21 protein-coding genes are annotated in these 17,404 nt (G+C 65.0%); 15 read left to right on the top strand and 6 right to left on the bottom strand.

All coding sequences use genetic code 11. From position 1 onward, the window contains the following. The first annotated feature begins 1 nt into the window (after window position 1). The 12 genes from JYA75_RS27710 (at window position 2) to JYA75_RS27655 (ending at window position 8,591) form a co-directional block, all read left to right on the top strand. Window positions 2–1,579: a hypothetical protein gene (locus JYA75_RS27710; protein WP_168579133.1), complete on the top strand. Its 1,578-nt coding sequence runs from the start codon at window positions 2–4 to the stop codon at window positions 1,577–1,579. Window positions 1,580–1,593: 14 nt separating this feature from the next. Then, a complete protein-coding gene (locus JYA75_RS27705; protein ID WP_168579134.1) occupies window positions 1,594–1,944 on the top strand; it encodes a hypothetical protein in 351 nt (116 codons plus the stop codon). Continuing rightward, on the top strand, window positions 1,944–3,320 hold the full coding sequence (locus JYA75_RS27700) for a peptidoglycan DD-metalloendopeptidase family protein (RefSeq protein ID WP_168579135.1): 1,377 nt from the start codon (window positions 1,944–1,946) through the stop codon (window positions 3,318–3,320). Before JYA75_RS27705 ends, JYA75_RS27700 begins: the two co-directional genes overlap by 1 nt. Further along, on the top strand, window positions 3,317–3,706 hold the full coding sequence (locus tag JYA75_RS27695) for a hypothetical protein (RefSeq protein ID WP_168579136.1): 390 nt from the start codon (window positions 3,317–3,319) through the stop codon (window positions 3,704–3,706). Before JYA75_RS27700 ends, JYA75_RS27695 begins: the two co-directional genes overlap by 4 nt. Before the next feature lie 3 nt (window positions 3,707–3,709). Continuing rightward, window positions 3,710–3,982: a hypothetical protein gene (locus JYA75_RS27690; RefSeq protein WP_168579137.1), complete on the top strand. Its 273-nt coding sequence runs from the start codon at window positions 3,710–3,712 to the stop codon at window positions 3,980–3,982. A 187-nt stretch (window positions 3,983–4,169) separates the two neighbouring features. Next, the gene (locus JYA75_RS27685; protein WP_168579138.1) at window positions 4,170–4,544 is read left to right on the top strand and encodes a hypothetical protein; all 375 of its coding nucleotides are present in this window, start codon (window positions 4,170–4,172) and stop codon (window positions 4,542–4,544) included. Continuing rightward, a complete protein-coding gene (locus JYA75_RS27680) occupies window positions 4,541–5,545 on the top strand; it encodes a hypothetical protein (protein WP_203329555.1) in 1,005 nt (334 codons plus the stop codon). The genes JYA75_RS27685 and JYA75_RS27680 overlap by 4 nt, the downstream gene beginning before the upstream one ends. A gap of 14 nt (window positions 5,546–5,559) precedes the next feature. Next, window positions 5,560–5,835, top strand: a complete 276-nt coding sequence (locus JYA75_RS27675; protein ID WP_168579140.1) for a hypothetical protein — start codon at window positions 5,560–5,562, stop codon at window positions 5,833–5,835. Between the two features lies 1 nt (window position 5,836). Next, on the top strand, window positions 5,837–6,115 hold the full coding sequence (locus tag JYA75_RS27670) for a hypothetical protein (RefSeq protein ID WP_168579141.1): 279 nt from the start codon (window positions 5,837–5,839) through the stop codon (window positions 6,113–6,115). Continuing rightward, window positions 6,115–6,432 (top strand): hypothetical protein, encoded by a 318-nt coding sequence (locus JYA75_RS27665; protein ID WP_168579142.1) that lies wholly within the window; start codon window positions 6,115–6,117, stop codon window positions 6,430–6,432. Before JYA75_RS27670 ends, JYA75_RS27665 begins: the two co-directional genes overlap by 1 nt. Window positions 6,433–6,435: 3 nt before the next feature. Further along, window positions 6,436–6,786, top strand: coding sequence for a hypothetical protein (locus JYA75_RS27660; RefSeq protein ID WP_168579143.1), 351 nt, complete (start codon window positions 6,436–6,438; stop codon window positions 6,784–6,786). Between the two features lie 20 nt (window positions 6,787–6,806). Beyond that, window positions 6,807–8,591 carry a hypothetical protein gene (locus tag JYA75_RS27655; RefSeq protein WP_168579144.1) on the top strand — a complete coding sequence of 595 codons (1,785 nt, stop codon included), beginning with the start codon at window positions 6,807–6,809 and terminating at the stop codon, window positions 8,589–8,591. Between the two features lie 78 nt (window positions 8,592–8,669). On the opposite strand, the gene JYA75_RS27650 is transcribed toward JYA75_RS27655, so the two are convergent. From JYA75_RS27650 to JYA75_RS27640, 3 genes are all read right to left on the bottom strand, one after another. After that, window positions 8,670–9,044 (bottom strand): hypothetical protein, encoded by a 375-nt coding sequence (locus tag JYA75_RS27650; RefSeq protein ID WP_239010508.1) that lies wholly within the window; start codon window positions 9,042–9,044, stop codon window positions 8,670–8,672. Further along, window positions 9,032–9,247 (bottom strand): hypothetical protein, encoded by a 216-nt coding sequence (locus JYA75_RS27645; RefSeq protein ID WP_168579145.1) that lies wholly within the window; start codon window positions 9,245–9,247, stop codon window positions 9,032–9,034. The genes JYA75_RS27650 and JYA75_RS27645 overlap by 13 nt, the downstream gene beginning before the upstream one ends. Window positions 9,248–9,403: 156 nt before the next feature. Beyond that, entirely contained in the window at window positions 9,404–9,610 is a 207-nt protein-coding gene (locus JYA75_RS27640) for an excalibur calcium-binding domain-containing protein (RefSeq protein WP_239010611.1), read from the bottom strand. 1,776 nt (window positions 9,611–11,386) lie between these two features. Between JYA75_RS27640 and JYA75_RS27635 the strand changes: the two genes are divergently transcribed. After that, on the top strand, window positions 11,387–12,133 hold the full coding sequence (locus tag JYA75_RS27635; RefSeq protein ID WP_168579147.1) for a phage Gp37/Gp68 family protein: 747 nt from the start codon (window positions 11,387–11,389) through the stop codon (window positions 12,131–12,133). Here JYA75_RS27635 and JYA75_RS27630 read toward each other — a convergent pair. From JYA75_RS27630 to JYA75_RS27620, 3 genes are all read right to left on the bottom strand, one after another. After that, on the bottom strand, window positions 12,125–13,237 hold the full coding sequence (locus JYA75_RS27630; RefSeq protein ID WP_168579148.1) for a three-Cys-motif partner protein TcmP: 1,113 nt from the start codon (window positions 13,235–13,237) through the stop codon (window positions 12,125–12,127). The two genes, JYA75_RS27635 and JYA75_RS27630, sit on opposite strands and share 9 nt — an antisense overlap. Window positions 13,238–13,797: 560 nt before the next feature. Next, the gene (locus JYA75_RS27625) at window positions 13,798–14,637 is read right to left on the bottom strand and encodes an acyltransferase (protein ID WP_168579149.1); all 840 of its coding nucleotides are present in this window, start codon (window positions 14,635–14,637) and stop codon (window positions 13,798–13,800) included. Continuing rightward, on the bottom strand, window positions 14,634–15,269 hold the full coding sequence (locus JYA75_RS27620) for a DUF2637 domain-containing protein (RefSeq protein ID WP_168579150.1): 636 nt from the start codon (window positions 15,267–15,269) through the stop codon (window positions 14,634–14,636). The genes JYA75_RS27625 and JYA75_RS27620 overlap by 4 nt, the downstream gene beginning before the upstream one ends. 499 nt (window positions 15,270–15,768) lie before the next feature. Between JYA75_RS27620 and JYA75_RS27615 the strand changes: the two genes are divergently transcribed. Continuing rightward, complete coding sequence (locus JYA75_RS27615) at window positions 15,769–16,176, top strand: YciI family protein (RefSeq protein WP_006942909.1); 408 nt, start codon at window positions 15,769–15,771, stop codon at window positions 16,174–16,176. 6 nt (window positions 16,177–16,182) lie between these two features. Next, on the top strand, window positions 16,183–17,379 hold the full coding sequence (locus JYA75_RS27610; protein ID WP_029541195.1) for a DUF6596 domain-containing protein: 1,197 nt from the start codon (window positions 16,183–16,185) through the stop codon (window positions 17,377–17,379). Window positions 17,380–17,404 lie beyond the last annotated feature (25 nt).

Genomic DNA, 17,404 nt, shown 5'->3' with positions numbered 1-17,404 from the left:
TGTGAGTTACGACCTCGACGCTGACCTCGCGGCGATCGACGCCCAGGAGCATGAGGAGGCGGCGCTCGCGCTGCTCCGCACCCGGGTCACGATCCACGATCGGAACCTCGAGCTCGTCGGGGAGGTCGAGGGTGAGTACGACGCCGACTGGGAGACGATGTGCAACGAGGTCGGTGAGGCCTCGGTCGGTCTCGATGGCCGGGACGATCTGGCGCAGTGGCTGATCGACGGTCTCTCTCTTGAGCACGACATGTTCCTCGTGTTTCGGTCGCCGTGGAAGAAGGCGTGCTTCAAGGTCTACGACATCGAGTACGACGAGGACGAGCACGGCGAAGCGATCGTGCGGCCGATGGCCCGGCACATCCTCGACGAGATGAAGCACCTGCAGTGCTGGCCCAACACGTTTGCTCCCCTGGCGGTGCAGGCCCCGAAGGTCGACTTTCAATGGGGCAACTCGATCAAGGTGATCAAGGGGTACGCGCACCGGAACCTGCTGCGTGAGCAGCAGCCCGGATGGCTGCCGGCCTTCGACATCTGGGATGTGGCGAACTGGCAGGCGAACTTCGACAACGCGAAGTGGCCGATGGTGATGGTGCCGTACATCGAGTCGCGTGACGGTATTGGTCCGTGGTGTGCTCTCGGGTCCCGCATGGACGACTTCTGGGATCTGGTGCTGCCGACGCTCGAGGACGGCGGGTTGCAGCTGACTGCGGACTTGTGGGAGGTCGGTGACCCGCAGCCCTGCCCGTCGCACTTCATCCTCGACCGACCGACGTTCGTGTTCGACGTGAAGAAGCGGGCCACGATCCCCGGTGTCACCGGCACGATCGCCGACCCGATCCTCGATCTGCTGCGCATCTTCGGATCCGACGGCACCTCGGACACCGTCACCATCACCGATCCGAACGACGACCCAGACAACGCTGATCCGAACGGACCCTGGGTCATCCTCCGCCGCGGTCAGCACCGCGGGCTGAAGTCGAAGATGGTCATCCACAAGCCGATCGAGCACACGATCATGACCGGCGGAAAGTCGCCGGACGCGATCAACCAGGGCGCCAAGCTCCTGTCGAACATCCTGCTCGGGTTGCTCGGCACCCTGATCGGCATGCCGTGGCTCACCCTCGGTATCTTCGACAAGGCGGTCGAGGATGTCATCTTGGCGTGGGCGAGCCTCACCAACTATCAGCGCAAGGCAAATATGGGCCGGTTCGCGCACAAGTCCGGATTCGAGGCTGGCGGTGGCGTGGCGGTGTCCCCTTCGGGGCTGCAGACGATCCGGGTCGGTCTGCACAAGGCCCGCGGGTACGTCTCGTTCGCTGCCGAGATCGACGACGCCGCACCGTATCGGGTTGGTCTGCATATCGACGACGGTCTGCGCTGCGGGTTCGAGATCGGAAACCGGATCTGGCTTTCGCACATCGCATCGGTACGCCAGTCCTGGTCGCGGGAGAACCCGGACCAGCCATGGGAGATCAACGTCGGCGACTACCGATCCGAGGAACTGTCCGGCACTCGCGCATTGCGCGGACTCGAAGCCATCAGCGGCGCGCTGCGCCAGCACTCGAGCGCTACCTAGACCAGGAGGTCGCATTGACACCCGAAGAGCTGCAGAAGGCTCTGCCGCCCGGGATGCATCCGTACGCGTACGTGTTCATGCATCCGCCCACGAACGGGGAGGGATCGCCGGTGGCGACGTTCGAGCCGGACGAGATCAACTCCCTCGCCAGGCACATCGAGCGCCTCGGATTTCGCCTGGTCGAGGAGCCTCTCGATCGGTACAACCCACCGATCACCGGGCCCATCCACCCTCACAACCCGGGGCAGTGGCAATCGAAGAAGCTTCCGCCGCCGAACCGTCCTGACCCGTACGCGCACATCCGCGCCCAGCTCGCGGAGTTGCCAGCGTCGGCGCGCGCTGAGTTGCTCGAGGAGGATGTGTGATGGCGCCTCGTTACTGGCCACTGGCCCGCGGCCACCTCATCACGTCCGGCTACGGGCCGCGCTGGGGTACCTGGCACCGCGGTGTGGACTTCGGCTGGCCCGGCGGATCGGCCGGCAAGCCGGTGCACGCAGTCCAGGCCGGCACCGTCGTCGCGGTTGGATGGGACCCGTCGCCGGGAGGGTTCGGCCACTACCTCGACATCGATTCCGACGACTCGCAGGGCGCGAACCTGTGGGTGTACGGCCACATCGTCCCCGAGGTGACGCGCGGGCAGCAGGTCGCGGCGGGGCAGCGCATCGCCCACGTCAACGGCGACCGGTCCACGAACGGCGGTGTCGACCCGCACTGCCACGTCGAGGTCCACAACCGCGTCCGCCAGCCATTCGGCCCCGGGCGCATGGACCCGATGCCGTTCCTGCAGGACGCGTCCTACCCCGGCGAGACGCCCGCACCCACACCGGACGTTCCTGTGTCCCGCGTGCTGTACGGCATCGACGTGTCGAACCACCAGCGTGAGTTCGACTTCGTCGCGGCCAAGCGGGAAGGGTTCGTGTTCGCCACCCACAAGGTCACCGAGGGCGACGGCTACCGCGACCCGTTCTGGCCGCGCGCCCGCGAGCAGATGCGCGAGCACTTCCCGGGCCTGTTCGGCGGGTACGTGTTCTGCAGGCGCGGCAGCCACCCCGAACGGGAAGCCGACACGCTGCTGCAGCACCTCGGCGATCCGTCGATCCCGATCCAGCTCGACTACGAGGACACCTTCGGCGGCGGCTCCATCGAGGACATGTGGGCCCGCATCCACGCCATCCAGGCCCGCGGCATGCGGGTGTTCTCGGTGTACCTGCCGCGCTGGTTCTGGCGCGACCGCATGGGCTCCCCGAACCTGGCCGGGATCCCGGCGCTGTGGAACTCGCACTACGTGAGCGGCAAGGGCTACGCCTCAACGCTGTACGAGACCTCGCCGGGGACCATCACCGCCGGGTGGGCCGGCTTCCATCCCGGGGGTCCGCCGGTGCAGATCCTGCAGTTCTCCGAGATCGCCCGTGTGGCGGGACAACTGATCGACGTGAACGCATTCCGCGGCACGGTCACCGAACTCCGCGCATTGTTCGCGGGCGATACAGGGGGTTTCCTCATGGCACTGTCCGATGACGAGCAGCGGCAGCTGTTCGAAGCGATCTGCAAGCCGCGACCGTCGCTGGTCGAATCTCGGTTCCTCGGGGGACAGCCCCCGGCCGAATTCGATGCGGCCACGTTCACCCGCACCGCGGACTATCAGGCGTTCCACGCTGCTCGGCTCGCCCAGTCCTGCCTGGACGAGGTCGCAGCCTTGCGTCGCGACCTGGGGCTCGAGCGAAAGGGAGACGCGAAGTGAAGACGATCTCAAAGAACTGGCCAGTGATCCGGCAGGTCATCTACAGCCTCACCGCCGCCATCTTCGGGGGGTTGACCCTGCTCGGCGTGTTCACCGATGCACAGGTCACCGAATGGCTCGGTCACACCACCACGGTGCTTACCGCAATCGGTACCGCAGTGGCACTGCTGGCGAGCCTGTACACCCCGAACCCGAAGGGTGCGCAGACCATCGGTGACGGCACCGAAACCCCGGTCAACTACGAAATCACCAAGACCAGGCCGACGACGGTCGTCGTCGGCGGAGGTGGATCGGGGGGTGTGTCGGATTTCGGGCAAGTGATCCGCAATGCCACCGATCAGGTCGGTGCGGCGCGGGCGGAGCTCGAACGTCGACTCGGGCGGTAACCCGTGGAGGAGATCGCCGGAGTCGCCATCGCCGACCTCGGCCTGTCCGGCCTGCTGACCCTCGCCGTCCTGCTGATCCTGGCCGGCGGCCTGATCCCACGCACCCTGCACCGCACCATCGTCGCAATCCAACAGCAGCGAATCGACAAACTCGAAGAGCTACTCGGCAAGCGAGACTCACAGCTCGACCGGTTGATCTCCGGGGCCGAGAAGTCGGCGGACGCCCTCGAAAAGATCCAGGTCTCGACCGACCCGGAGAGGGACGGTGATGGGTGATGTGGTGGTTCGGGCACAAGCTTCGGCGTGAGCGCCAGCAGCTCGAGCACGCCGACATCGCGCTCGCCCAGGAAGCCGAGCGGGAGCGCCGAGTCAATGACGTTGTGGCGCGAATCGAGGAGGCCCACCGAAGGAACCACTTCGGGGAAGCAATCGAACGTGCCATGAGCAGAAAGAGGAAACCTGCATGATCAGGACCAGCATCGCGATCGCTGCGCTGCTCGGTATCGGCGCGATTATCGTCCTGGAACCCGAACCGGAGGCACGGCTTCTGGTCACAGCGATGACCATCCTCGCGTGGATGTTCGCGCTCAGCTACGCGGTCCGCTCCCATTGGCGCATCACCCAGGCCGGCCGATCGGTCATGGCTACCACCGTGTGCCTGGCGCTGCTGGGGACGCAGTTGATGTCGCGGTGGTGGTTCGGGCCCTACCCCGGGCACCACGAGGTGCGCGCCGTCATTCTGCTCGCCCTGGTCTTGACCATCCTGCACCGGCTTCTCGTCCTGTGGCGGATCCAGCGCGAAGGACGACCGATGGAACAGAGCGAGGATGCACGATGACCTCACCTGACGGATTCATCCCCGGCAGCACCAACACCGGCTGGGGCGACATGTCCGATATGGCCGGCGAGTTCGTCCAGGGCGGCCTGCTCGGATGGGTGATCGATCTGGCGATCCAGTGGATCAACAACATGATCGCTTCTTTGCTGGACGCGCTCGACGGAGTAACCGGAGGGATCTTCAACCTTGACGACATGGCGGACCGCTTCCGCGGGACCGAGCGCACTCTCGCGAACGAGGTCCCGCGTCTGGACAACCGCATCGACGAGATCATCATCGGCAACATGCAGGCCCAGCTCGCCACCTTCTCGGCATCGGGCACCTGGTACAAGCCGACCGACGCGAAGTACGTCACCGTCGACATCCTCGGCGGCGGGTCCGGCGGTGGGCGCTCGAACAATGGTGGCAACGGCGGATCCGGTCGAGGCGGCCGCGGCGGCTACTCCGGCGGATGGGCGCGCCTTGAGTTCGACGCCGCAGACCTCCCCAGTGAAGTGGCGATCACCGTCGGCGCCCCCGGATCAGGCGCCACATCGGACGGCGGAGACGGAACCGACGGTGGCCCGTCCTCATTCGGCTCGTTCGGATCCGCAACCGGCGGCAGCTCGTCCGGTCAGGCATACGGATCCGGCGGTGCCGCCGACCGCACCTACAAGATCCGCGGCGGCAACGGTGCGTCTCTGATCTACGCCGGTGGTAATGGCCTTGCCGATCCGGGTGGCGAAGGTCCGTTTGCGCCCGGCGGTGCCCGCCCCTCGGAGCAGGCCGACGGTACGGATGGAAATCCGGGTGTCAGCGCAGGGGTAGGGCAGATCGGACCCGGTTCCGGTGGGTCAGGTGGAGCTGGGAAGAACGGAACTGGCTCCGGCGGCCGTGGCGGCGCCGGCGGTTGGCCGGCCGCACCTGGAGGCGGGGGCGGTCATTACGAGACGTTCGGCTTCGCCGGCAACGGCGGCAACGGCGCAAGCGGCGCCGTCTTTGTCACCACTCGTTTCTACTGACAGGAGAGTCCCTGATGGGCACCGCAACACAGGTTGCCACCGAGGTCGGCGGATTCGCCGCCCCCGCAACGTTGTACCGGATCGACCCGCCGATGGCTGGCGCCGATCACCTGCTGATCTACACCCAGCCCAGCATCGCAGGGCAGGCCGCTCAGTTGGTCGTACTGCTGGCCACAGAGACGGGCGCGGTGGTAGGGCGTGAGGTTCGACCTCAGCCGGGTTCACATGTCTCGGGTAACCCCAGTGACGAGACCGCCCTCCAGTTGGCCGGATACATGCTGGAGAAGTGACATGGCATTGATCGACGGGCGGTACCGCATCGCCGCAGAGGACCTGGCTGTCGCACTAAACGGCAACCCTGACGACGTGTGGCTCCTCCACAAGGACGGGCACACATCCACCTCCAGCGCCTCCGAGGTGTTGCAGGTGGACGGGTGGCCTCGGCCGCTGGTCAGAGTCAACGGTGCGCTGCAACACGTGAACACCTTCCCTGGGGGTCTTGACCAGGCTGCCGCAGTGCTCAACAGGATCATCGGCAGGTGGCTACCGATATACGGGGAGGCGCCGTAATGCTCGGTTGGAGCACGCTATACGACGACATCGAACTCAACGGCGGCGACTGGATCTTCGAACGCACCAACTCGAAAGGCGTCTTTCCATCTGACACGACCGCCGAGGTGAAGTGGGCGAACGGCGTCACCTGGGATGCCACGATCGACGGCGCCGACATGAAGTGGCGCATCGAATCCGAGGACTGCACCGCCGCGATCATCCCCGACGGCACCGGATTCGTGATCTGGGTGCACTACCCGAACTCGACGACCAGCACGACCGATGACTACCCGTGGATGCGCGGCCGCGCATACCGCACTGACATGGAGGACTGACCCATGGCACTGACCGCACCCGCAGCGACCGCCAATGCGATCGCCGACTTCATCGCTGCCCGGGGGAACACCTTTTCCCTGCACACCGCCAATCCCGGCGCGGCCGGCACCGCCAACGAAGCGTCCGGCGGTGGATACGCACGGCAAACCGGCACCTACCCGGCAGCATCGGGCGGGGAGACCACGACCGGCGAGATGGTATTCGACGTGTCCGCGGGCACGTACACGCACGCCTGCCGCTGGAACGGATCGACACTGATCGAGGTGATCGATAACCCGGACATCACCATCAGCCCGGCGGGTGAGGCGAAGCTGACACACAAGGTCAAGGTCAACTACACCGCGCCGGCCTGACCATGAACGGGGGTACGAGCATGGCCGTATTTCCCGGTCCCGACCGCGGCACGGCCGTGTTCCCGAGCGCCGACCGTGGAACAGCGGTGTTCCCGGGGGCCGACCGTGGTGCGGCCGCGTTCCCTCCGTACCCGAAGGCTCGTGCTGCCGCGGCCGTCACGCTCGTCGACATCATCTCGACCGTGGCCGCCGCCGCGGTGCTCGCCGAGGCTCACGCCGAAACAACCGTCGACGTCGAATCGACGATCGCAGTGCTCGGCGCCGCTCACACGGTCACGGTCGTCGACGTCGAATCGAGCATCACTGCACGGACCGTCGTCGCGGTGGCCACCGCGACCGTCCTCGACCTCGACTCCACGACGACCCTCACGGCCGCGGCAGTCGCCGAGCTGGTGTCGACGATCGAGGTGAACTCCACGCCCATGGTGACGGGCGTGGCTGCGCGCGCAGTCCTCGAGAGCATCGTCGATGTCACCTCCACCGGGCGACTGGCGGGCGGGGTGACCGAGGCCGAGACGGTCGTCGACGTCACCTCGTCGATCGAGGCGGTCGCAGTGACGGCAGTCGCCGCGGCCACCGCCGTGGACGTTGCCTCGAACATCATCCTCGCGGCCCCGTCCGTGGATGCTGCCCCGGAGACGATCGTCGACATCGGCTCGACCACCACGGTCACCGGTGTGGCGGCGAGCGCGGCCGCCGTGTCGACGGTCGATGTGGAGTCGACCGGCACCGTGGAGCAAGTTGTCCCGCCGTTCCCACCGTCGGGGATGAACAAGTCCGGCAACTACACGCTGCCGTCCACGAACACCTGGCACACGATGCCGACGTGGGCGATCCGCAGCGGATACCCGGATACTGTCATCGTCACCAACGGTATTGAAGTCCCCGCAGGTGTTGAGGTCATGGTCGCCGGACAGTTGACGTTCGGATACACGGATTCCTTCTCGGGGAACGGCATGCGGATGCGGGTGATGGCCGGAGCCACGCAGATCGGTGCGGTCGCCGGCACACCGGGCAACGGCTCGGTGGCGGCTCTGACGCAGTTCACATGGAAGAACGAGACGGGTGCGACGCAGTTGCTCACCGTGCAGGGATACTCGACGTCGTCGTCGTTCGGCCGGAACATCGTCCAGGGTGGGGTGAACAGCTACCTCACGCTGGTGGCGGTGGTGCCACTCGTCGAACGCGCCGCGGACAGCTTCGACGACGGCCCGGGCGGGCTGACCGGACCTCTGTCGGAGGAATGGGTCACCACCGGCGGTGGCACCCTCGGCCGGGTCAACGGCCGTCTCAACGGTGTCGGTACTCCGTCGGTGCCGCTGTCGTACGCGTGGTGGCACGAGCCGATGCCGTCGGACACGCAGGTGGTGCGGGCGGTGATGCGGTGGGACGGCTACGACCCCGAGCACTCCGCCTGCGGCCTGGTCGTACGGGCGAACCCGTACCAGGATCCAGTGACGAATCCGGGTGCGCAGTTCGGTGTGCAGTTCTCGTGGACGCGTTCGATCATGGCGCTGTACTACGAGGACTACGACGCGACGAATGGTTTCGTGCCGGTGACCGGCGTGGCGCAGTATGTGTCGACATCGAAGTTCCCGGAGGGCGCGCTCGTCGAGCTACGTGCCGAAGGGAACCTGTACACCGCCCGGGTGAACGGCACGATCATGTTGCAGGGCACCGTGGAGAACAGCGTGATCCCGTTCTCCAACCGGTACGTCGGACTGACCATCCAGGACGACTCCGCGGTGCAGAACGGCGGCGGGCCCCCGGGGCGCCTCGACGACTTCCAGGCGCTCACCCCGTAATCTACCGCCGATCAGACTCTGTGCACGAAAGCGCCCCGCCTCCGAACAGGAGGCGGGGCGCTTTCGTCGTCTGTGCGGTCAGGAGTTCACGAGTTGGTGGACACGCTGAAACGACACTCCCAGTACTTCACCGATGTCGCGGAGGGTCGCACCGCGCTGTTGAAGCGCACGTGCGGCGGTGATCTGCGCTTCGGCGGCGCGGGCGCGCGCTTCCTCGGCGGCGCGCTGAGCCTGGTGAACCTCGCGCACTGCGGCCGCGAGATCATCGGGCAGCTGGACGTCGACCTCGATCTCGGCTTCCGGGGTCCCCGTCATGATGTGCACGAGATCGGTCGTCATCTCCTTGACCTCGCGCAGGTGGCGGGCCTGGGTGGTGCGGTCCACCTCCGGCACGTGGACCGACCACCACCCGTCGTCGTGGGTGAGTTGTGCGGTGACCTTCACTTCTTCCACCAGTCCTTTCCGAGCTTGTCGGCGGCTTCCTTGTAGATCGCCGTGGTGGTCAGTTCCTTGATCTCGTTGTGGCGGGGGACCGGGATCATCAGGCCGTCGATGGTGACGATGGTGTGGCGTCCACCCTCGGTGACCTCCACCGTGAGGCCCGCGGCCTTGGCGGCGTTGCGGAGGTTCTTGAGGATGTCCCGGCGCTTCGTCATAAGGATAGTCTAGTGTGACTAGACATATCAAGTCAAGTGAAACTAGACAGATTTGGCGCAGTGGTGGCACGGTGGCGTCCGAACGTGAAATCACCCACACAACGAATGCGCCCCACCTCGCCGAGGTGAGGCGCATTCGTCGCTCTCGAGATCCGCTTACTCGCAGGCGACGCCGTCGTTGTCACCGTCGAGGTGTGCCGCGTAGCCAGGCTCCCCGCGGAAGATCGGAGTCACGCCGGCCTGGCGGGCCTCGGTGCAGTTCGCGTACGACGGGCCGGACGACCCGGCAGAACCGGAACCGGAGCCGGATGAGATCCACGACAACGGGCCAGCCGATGCCACAGCGGGCGCCGCGATAGTCATCAGTGCAGCGGCGAAACCAGCAGCGACCAAACGTGCCTTCATGTTCTCCCTATTCGTTCGACGGAACCCCGACGAATGGGACATTAGATGACTGTCTCGGCATCGTGACAGCCAGGGAATCCTGCCCGAAGTGGGGCGGCCCCATTAGGGCGCCAGCTTCGGACCGAAGCTGGCTGTGCCTATCCGTCGACAAGGAGTAGAAGAACCAGGATGATCACCACTCCGATGGACAGGGAGATCACGAGCCCACCGGTGGGGGATCTGGCATCACCGAAAAGCGGTTCGTCGGAATCCCATTTCCACCGCCGCTTACCCACCCCGCCATGAAACCGCACTGTCCGGTATGTCTGCAATGAGTAGATCTACGCGCGCGGCTTGGAGCGGCGGCCGTACATGTGGGCCAGCGGCTCGTGTAACGGTCGAACCAGCGCCGCCGACACTACCGGCGGTAACCGTGAGTACCCCGACGCTCGACGGTGCCGCAGCAGAATCGCCCCCGCTCCATTGCCTCCGGCGCGGGGGCGATTTGCTTTTGCGCAGGTTACGAGCGTCTTGCATGCAAGGGTGCGAGTAATGCTCGCTCACTACCGGCGGCCGAATCGGCTGTGCAGCCCCCTGCGGCGCACAGACCGATCCGGCCCGAGTTGAGGATCGCACGCAGCCCTGAGAAATAGATGAGCCTCCCTGAACAAGAGAAGAGCCCCGCCGGGGAATCAACTCCACTCCGGCGGGGCTCCTGGCCGCCGGCAGGGGGGATGCGGCGGCCGATACCGCCCGAATGCAGGGGGTGCACGGGCGGCCAACAGGAACTTTACTTCAACTTTGAACCAGATTGAAGACCGCCCACAGCGCCCCTCCGTCGGTGCGGCCGGTGGAGGCGCCGACCGCACCGACGGTGGCGCCCGCGGCGTCACACGGATCCCCGCCGTCCAGAACTCCACAGCCGGGCGGGCGCACAACGTCGGGGTTGCGCACTTCCGAAGGTGGAGAAGCGAGGAGCCGAACGCGATGTCCAGCCCTCCCCGGCGGTCCACCACGCTTCGACGAGGGTGAGATTTCGACAAACCGGGCGTAACGCCAACAGGTGTCCGACTGCCCGCCCCGCGGAATACGCATGGCCAGTGTCAGGGCTATGGCAACATTTGTAACGTTAGGGACTAAAGTCCCGACAACGTTGCCGGTGGTCCCGCATCCCCCGAGGCGGGCCCACCCTTCCGCACTACCCTCCCCGGTGTGTGGATGAGAAAGGTACCGTCGGCGGACGCGCCGACGGGACCCAGCGGGCAGGAAAACGAGCAGGGCCGGCTCTCACTGTGCAGCCCCCCTGCGACGCGCAGACCGAACCGGCCGGTTTCCAGAATCCCACGCCCGCCTGCGGTGAGGACGAAATCGGACTGAAAACCCCGCCGGAGAGAGAGTGGGGCAACTCCGGCGGGGCCTCGGTCACCGTGCAGGGGGGGTGACGGTGACAAGACCAACGGTATCGAAGGTCGAGCGACCTCGTGGGAGAACGCACGCCTGGCCCGCTCAAGTAGGTGAAGCCCCGCCGGGGATCTCTGTGAGGAGCCAACCGGCGTGGCCTGGCCGCCGGACGGGGGAGAACGGCGACCAAGATCAACTATCCAGGTCGGCGTCGATGAGGCGGGCTGAGAAGCTCCTCTCACAGGCGCTAACAAAGTACCGCCTCAAGGCTATAGACGGCTGGGATCCCCGCCCCGGGAGGTGTAGGGTTCTGTGGAACAGGTAGTCGAACACGTGTGCGAATGGAGAGGGCTCATGGCCGACAAGTCGCCGATTGAATGGACCGAAGCTACCTGGAATCCAGTGACGGGATGCGACCGCGTTTCGGCTGGATGTGACAACTGCTACGCTCTTACTCTCGCTAAGCGCTTGAAGGCCATGGGGGCGGAGAAGTATCAAAACGACGGTAACCCTGTAACCTCTGGCCCGGGCTTCGGGGTGACAATCCATCCGCAAGCCTTAGAGCAGCCATACAAGTGGCGAAGTCCGCGCCTTGTATTCGTAAATTCAATGAGCGATCTATTTCACGCTCAGGTGCCAATTTCCTTCATTCGTGACATCTTCGATGTGATGCGTAATACGCCCCAGCACACGTACCAAATTCTCACGAAGCGTGCCCTCCGACTTTCCCGAATTGCGCCCAAACTCGACTGGCCCGAAAACGTATGGATGGGTGTATCGATCGAGGACTCCAGCACCCTTGGGCGAGTGGACCATCTCAGAATGGTGCCAGCAAGTATTCGTTTTCTATCCTGCGAACCGCTCCTGGGTCCGTTGGATGGAATCGATCTGCGCGAGATTGATTGGGTTATTGCTGGCGGCGAATCCGGCCCAAATTATCGCCCGATGGAGATTTCTTGGGCTCGGGGAATTAGGGATGCATGCGCCGCCGCCAGCGTCCCATTCTTCTTCAAACAATGGGGTGGGCGGACGCCAAAAGCGTTTGGCCGTGAGCTAGACGGTAAGCTCTGGGATGAGATGCCAGACTACGCGTTAGCTTGAGGGTAAGGAGAACGTGACACCTGCGGAGAACTGCCGTTTTCCATTCGGTCTGAAAACAATAATTTCTCCGGCCTTCTCCATTTCTTTGAGGATTGGTGTCACATGTGTTTCCCTATAAGGGGTACATAAGACGGCGAATTCCTTCACCTCATCCGCTGAAATACCGCTGCGTCCGACATATTCGTTGACGATCGCCTGCTTCAGCGGTCGAAGGTCCGGTGTCTGCTCAAATAGGGTGCCCTGACCGTCCATGCGGTCTGAGAACTTATAGTTTCCGCCTGGATCGATCTTCCACATTGCGGCCTTCATCCGTTGAACCCCGACTGGGCTATTGGTTGCATGAATAAGCGCATATGATACATTTCCAGTCCGGTTCAGCATATAAAATTTCTGGATGTGCTCTAGCTTTGTGTTCTTGGCTAGAGATTTGGCGTAGACCTCGACCAAATGTCCGATTCGGTCGTGGTTTTCTTCGTATTCGGCAAGTACTTCATCAACTTCCATTCCGTACAGTGCCTGAATCGGCGCCTCTTGGTGGTCTCTGGTGATGAATCGCTGTACGAAACCAACCATGAAATTGATAAACAGCTCGCTTCGCTCCGTTTCGGCTATCCCCTTCAGTAGGTCCATGGGGAACCGTGTATACCCGAATGGATCGATGAAGGCAAATGTCGGTGCGAGCTTCCGGTTCTGCTCACGAACAGCCTCGATAAGTCGATTCATTTCGTTATCGAAGGAGCCGTTGATGACATGAGTCTTAATATTATCGGGCCATGGCGCTAGCTCGATCTTTAGGCGCTCTAGCTCCTGTTCCAGTGACGCGCAGTTATCAATATCCTTCTCAATAAATACGAACACGAACTCACAACCTGACATTTTCGGAAGGAAGTGATGAGTGCGTAGTCGGCGCAAAGCAATCTGCGGTGATCCTTCGCTACCGTCGTCGTACCTACCGCGGCCAGCAAACCCGTCAATGTAGAGCACGCGTCCGCGCCATCGAGACAAAATGGGAAACCAAGCGCCGAGATAATTCTCAAGGATTTGATGCTTCGCCTTTGTGTGTGGAGCCATTTTCCACTTACTTGGGTCGCTGTCCTTGCTCACGTGTTCTCCTCTTTGGGGCAGTCGGCTAAGTCTCTGACGAAGAGTCGAACAAACCGATCGTTCTGTTACAGTGTGACTGTCGGTATCACGCAACCATCTAACGCCTGCGGTTGGCCGCTTCTCGGTGGCGTCCCGGTTGATGACAAACGCCTTGTCCGATGGCCGGGGCGTTCACGGGGCCGGATCTTTCCTCCGGCCGACTGGGAACCTGCTGAAACTCGAACGCATGTGCAGAAATACTGGTTATGGCCTCATTCGAACGCGCACCCAGGAAGTGCCCGAACGGACACTCACTCACCCTAGAACGGGATCCTCGTCGGTTGGGTCCCATGCAACTGCACACTGGTCGCCGTGGGTCGCCACACGTGGATCTGCCGAACTTTGCGAGACAACGATTGGCCAGCCGCCGCATGTCGGTCCGCTGCGGCCCGGAGTGAAGTGGTCGTGACATGAAGAACGCCCCGGGTGTGTGGGTGCCGGGGCGTTCAGTCAGCAGTGTAAGAGAAGGGTGTCACCTTCGGCGTAGACTGGTCCGTTCGCCGTTGCCGGGCTGCTGCGACCTATCCGGCAGCGCACTCCTGAGTCCACCCGGTCGTCCCGTCGGTGAACATCGTCGTTCCGGTCTGATACATCGACGAATCCATGCAGTAGTCGATGACCTTCCCCACCAACGGCTGCGGATCACCGATCGGGGCACCGGTGTAGCCGACAGGGGGACTCCCAACCGGAGCCTGCGCGGGCGCCGGAGCGTCAGTGGTCCGGGCTGTAGTCACCGCAGGCGAAGTGCTGACCGGTACCTCCTCCACGATCTCAGACTCAGGCGCGGCGGCCACTTCCGGAAGCACCCACTCGATCCGCACATCATCACCGCTCTGTGTCGTGTGATAACCGATCACACGCGCATCGTTCGGCACGTCGAGCGTCACCGTCCCATCTGCCGACGAGTTCGCCGGCAGATCGATGAACGCGTTCGACCCGCGAGTCGAGCATGGCGTCGCATCCGATGTGTCGAGGTTCTTCGCGATCTTCCCGGCATTGTCGACGTAGTAGAAGTCCGACTGCCAGAGCCACTGGGTCGCTGTCGCATCGCCGATCGCCACAGTCGCCTGGAATGCCTTCTTCGTGATCTGGTCGGGGTCCGTCGTGTTGATGGGACACCCTTCGGTGGTCAGCGCCGTATCGGAAACCTCAAGGACGATCGCGCCGCTCTGGGACACGGTCGCGGTCTCACCGAGTGCGATTTCGACTGCGCCCCGAGCGTTGAGGCCGGAGGACCGCTCCGCGCCGGTCGTGCTGGTAGGGCCGGCTGATTCGACGACCTCGGTGCCGTCGTCGCTACCTCCGCAACTTGCGAGCAGGAGTATGGCGGCGGGAGCAAGGGCGACGGCGCGGAGTCTCATGCCCGGATCATCCCATCCGGTCTGTTTTGTGTTACTTCCTGGCCGGCTCGTGCCCACCGTCGTACCGACGTGTCGGTGACACCGACTTCCTTCGCGACGGCGCGGAAGGACATGGTTGTGGTGGCGAGCAGCTCAAGTGCGCGTGCTCGCCGATCTTTGGGTGTCTCGACTGCCACCTCCGGTTCGACAGTCGGTGCCGCCGCCTCCGCAGGCATCGTGTCCGGGGTTGTGTCTACGTCGCGACCAGGTCGCGACTGTGCGTCGCGGGCAAGTTGCACCGCGAGGTGCGGCGCGACCAGTAGGCACAGCGGTGGCACCACCGACACCGCTGCGGCCGCGAGCGGCGGGAGTGGTCCCGGCGGAAGGACCTGGCTGCCGACGGCGGCGGTCATCGATACTCCGGTGCCGGCGGCGAGGAGGGTCCACGCGTAGCGGCGGGATCCGGTAAGGCGAAGGACGCCGCGGGTGGCGACGATGGTGATGCCGTCGACGATGAGCGGCCACACGTGTGCGGCGTAGGCGCCGTAGCCGGCGCGGAGCGCGAGGTCTACGAGCTTGGTATAGGAAAGCAGGAACGCGAGGGCGGCGATCGTGACGGTGAGGTACGCGTCGGTGCTGTGGGCACGTTTCATGGAGGGATTCCTTCCGGGGAAGTGCGAACGGAATCGAGTTCGAGGGAGTACGCGCGGGCGAAAGTTGTCACACAGTTGTCACAACTCGCGCACCGATGCACGTTCCCGGGCGGTGGCGAGCGCGGTAAACGCGCAGGTCACGGTGTTGCACGACGGCCACCGTTGGCCTCGTGTTCGCCTTGTAAGCGAGCGGTCGTCAGTTCAATCCTGACAGGGGGCTCTACCAGCGGAAACGCTGCACGGCAGGTCAGGGGCCGGTTCCGGGAACGGGAGCCGGCCCTGTTCTGGTTCTTGCCCACATTCTCTCGCTCGACGCCGTCGTGGCCGGCCTGCAAGCCCGCGGGCGCGAAGCTCGTCGCGGCTCCCGTGGCGCCGCAGAGTGCGCGGTGTCAGGAGGATCGCCGGGAAATGTCGCGGTGGGATGTCGAGATCCCGAGCACGGCTCCGTCTCTGAGGTGAACACGGCCACAATGGGCTGTACCGCATCAAGGAGAACACGATGGCCAAGTACCTGCTGCTCAAGCACTACCGTGGCGCGCCGGCACCGGTCAACGACGTGCCGATGGACCAGTGGACGCCGGAGGAGATCTCCGCCCACATGCAGTACATGAACGACTTCGCCGCTCGGCTCGAGGGCACCGGAGAGTTCGTCGACGCGCAGGCGCTGTCCCCGGAGGGCACGTTCGTCCGGTACGACGGCGAGGGGCGGCCGCCGGTCACCGACGGCCCGTTCGCCGAGACCAAGGATCTGATTGCCGGCTGGATGGTGATCGACGTCGACAGCTACGAGCGGGCGCTGGAGCTGGCCGGCGAGCTGTCTGCGGCTCCGGGGGCGGGTGGGAAGCCGATTCACGAGTGGCTCGAGGTGCGCCCGTTCCTGTCCGCGCCTCCGACCGTCACGGAGTGAGGCACGGTGGATGAGACCCTGCTGCGGACCCTCACCCCCACGGTGATCGGGATCCTCGTCCGCCGCGGAGCCGACTTCGCGGCGGCCGAGGACGCCGTGCAGGACGCCCTGGTCGAAGCGGTGCGCGTGTGGCCGGACGATCCGCCGCGGGACCCGAAGGGCTGGTTGGTCGCCGTGGCCTGGCGCAGGTTCCTCGACGCCACCCGCGCCGAGTCCTCCCGGCGGCGGCGCGAGGTGCTCGTCGAGGTCGAGCCCGGGCCCGGCCCGGCCGAGGCAGTGGACGACACGCTTGCGCTGTACTTTCTGTGCGCGCACCCGTCCCTGACGCCGGCCTCGGCGGTCGCGCTGACACTGCGCGCGGTCGGCGGTCTGACCACGCGACAGATTGCGCAGGCCTACCTCGTGCCCGAGGCAACCATGGCCCAGCGCATCAGCCGGGCCAAGCGGACCGTCTCGGGTGTCCGGTTCGACCGGCCCGGTGACGTCGCCACGGTGCTGCGCGTGCTCTACCTCGTCTTCAACGAGGGCTACTCCGGCGACGTCGACCTCGCCGTCGAGGCGATCCGGCTCACTCGCCAGCTGGCGGCCATGATCGAGCATGAGGAGGTGGCGGGCCTGCTCGCGCTCATGCTGCTCCACCACGCACGGCGCCCGGCGCGGACCCGTACCGACGGCAGCCTCGTGCCGCTGGCCGAGCAGGATCGCAGCCTGTGGGACACCCGTCTGATCGCCGAGGGCGTCGACGTGCTCCAGGCAGCGCTCGCCCGCGACCGACTGGGGGAGTTCCAGGCCCAGGCCGCCCTCGCCGCGCTCCACGCCGATGCCCGCACGGCCGAGGAGACCGACTGGGTGCAGATCGTCGAGTGGTACGACGAGTTGCTGCGGTTCACCGACAACCCGGTGGCCCGCCTCAACCGCGCCGTCGCGGTCGGCGAGGCCGACGGCCCGCGGGCCGGTCTGGCCGCCCTGGCGGGGCTCGACCCCGCCCTGCCCCGCCACGCCGCCGCCGCGGCGTACCTCCACGAGCGTGCCGGTGACCTGGTGACCGCAGCACGGCTCTACACCGAAGCGGCCCGATCGGCGCCCAACCTCCCCGAACGCGACCACCTCACGCGTCAGGCTGCACGGCTGGGCGCAGAGCTCCGCCGTCGAGGAGGCCGTTCGAATCCCGGAAACAGGACCGCCAGGGTCCCCCACTACTGACACCGTGTATGCCTCTGATCGGTGC

This window comes from Rhodococcus sp. PSBB066, assembly GCF_017068255.1.
Lineage (GTDB): Bacteria > Actinomycetota > Actinomycetes > Mycobacteriales > Mycobacteriaceae > Rhodococcus > Rhodococcus aetherivorans.
The sequence above is the reverse complement of the archived record's forward strand: the minus strand, read 5'-3'. Positions and strand labels throughout refer to the sequence as shown.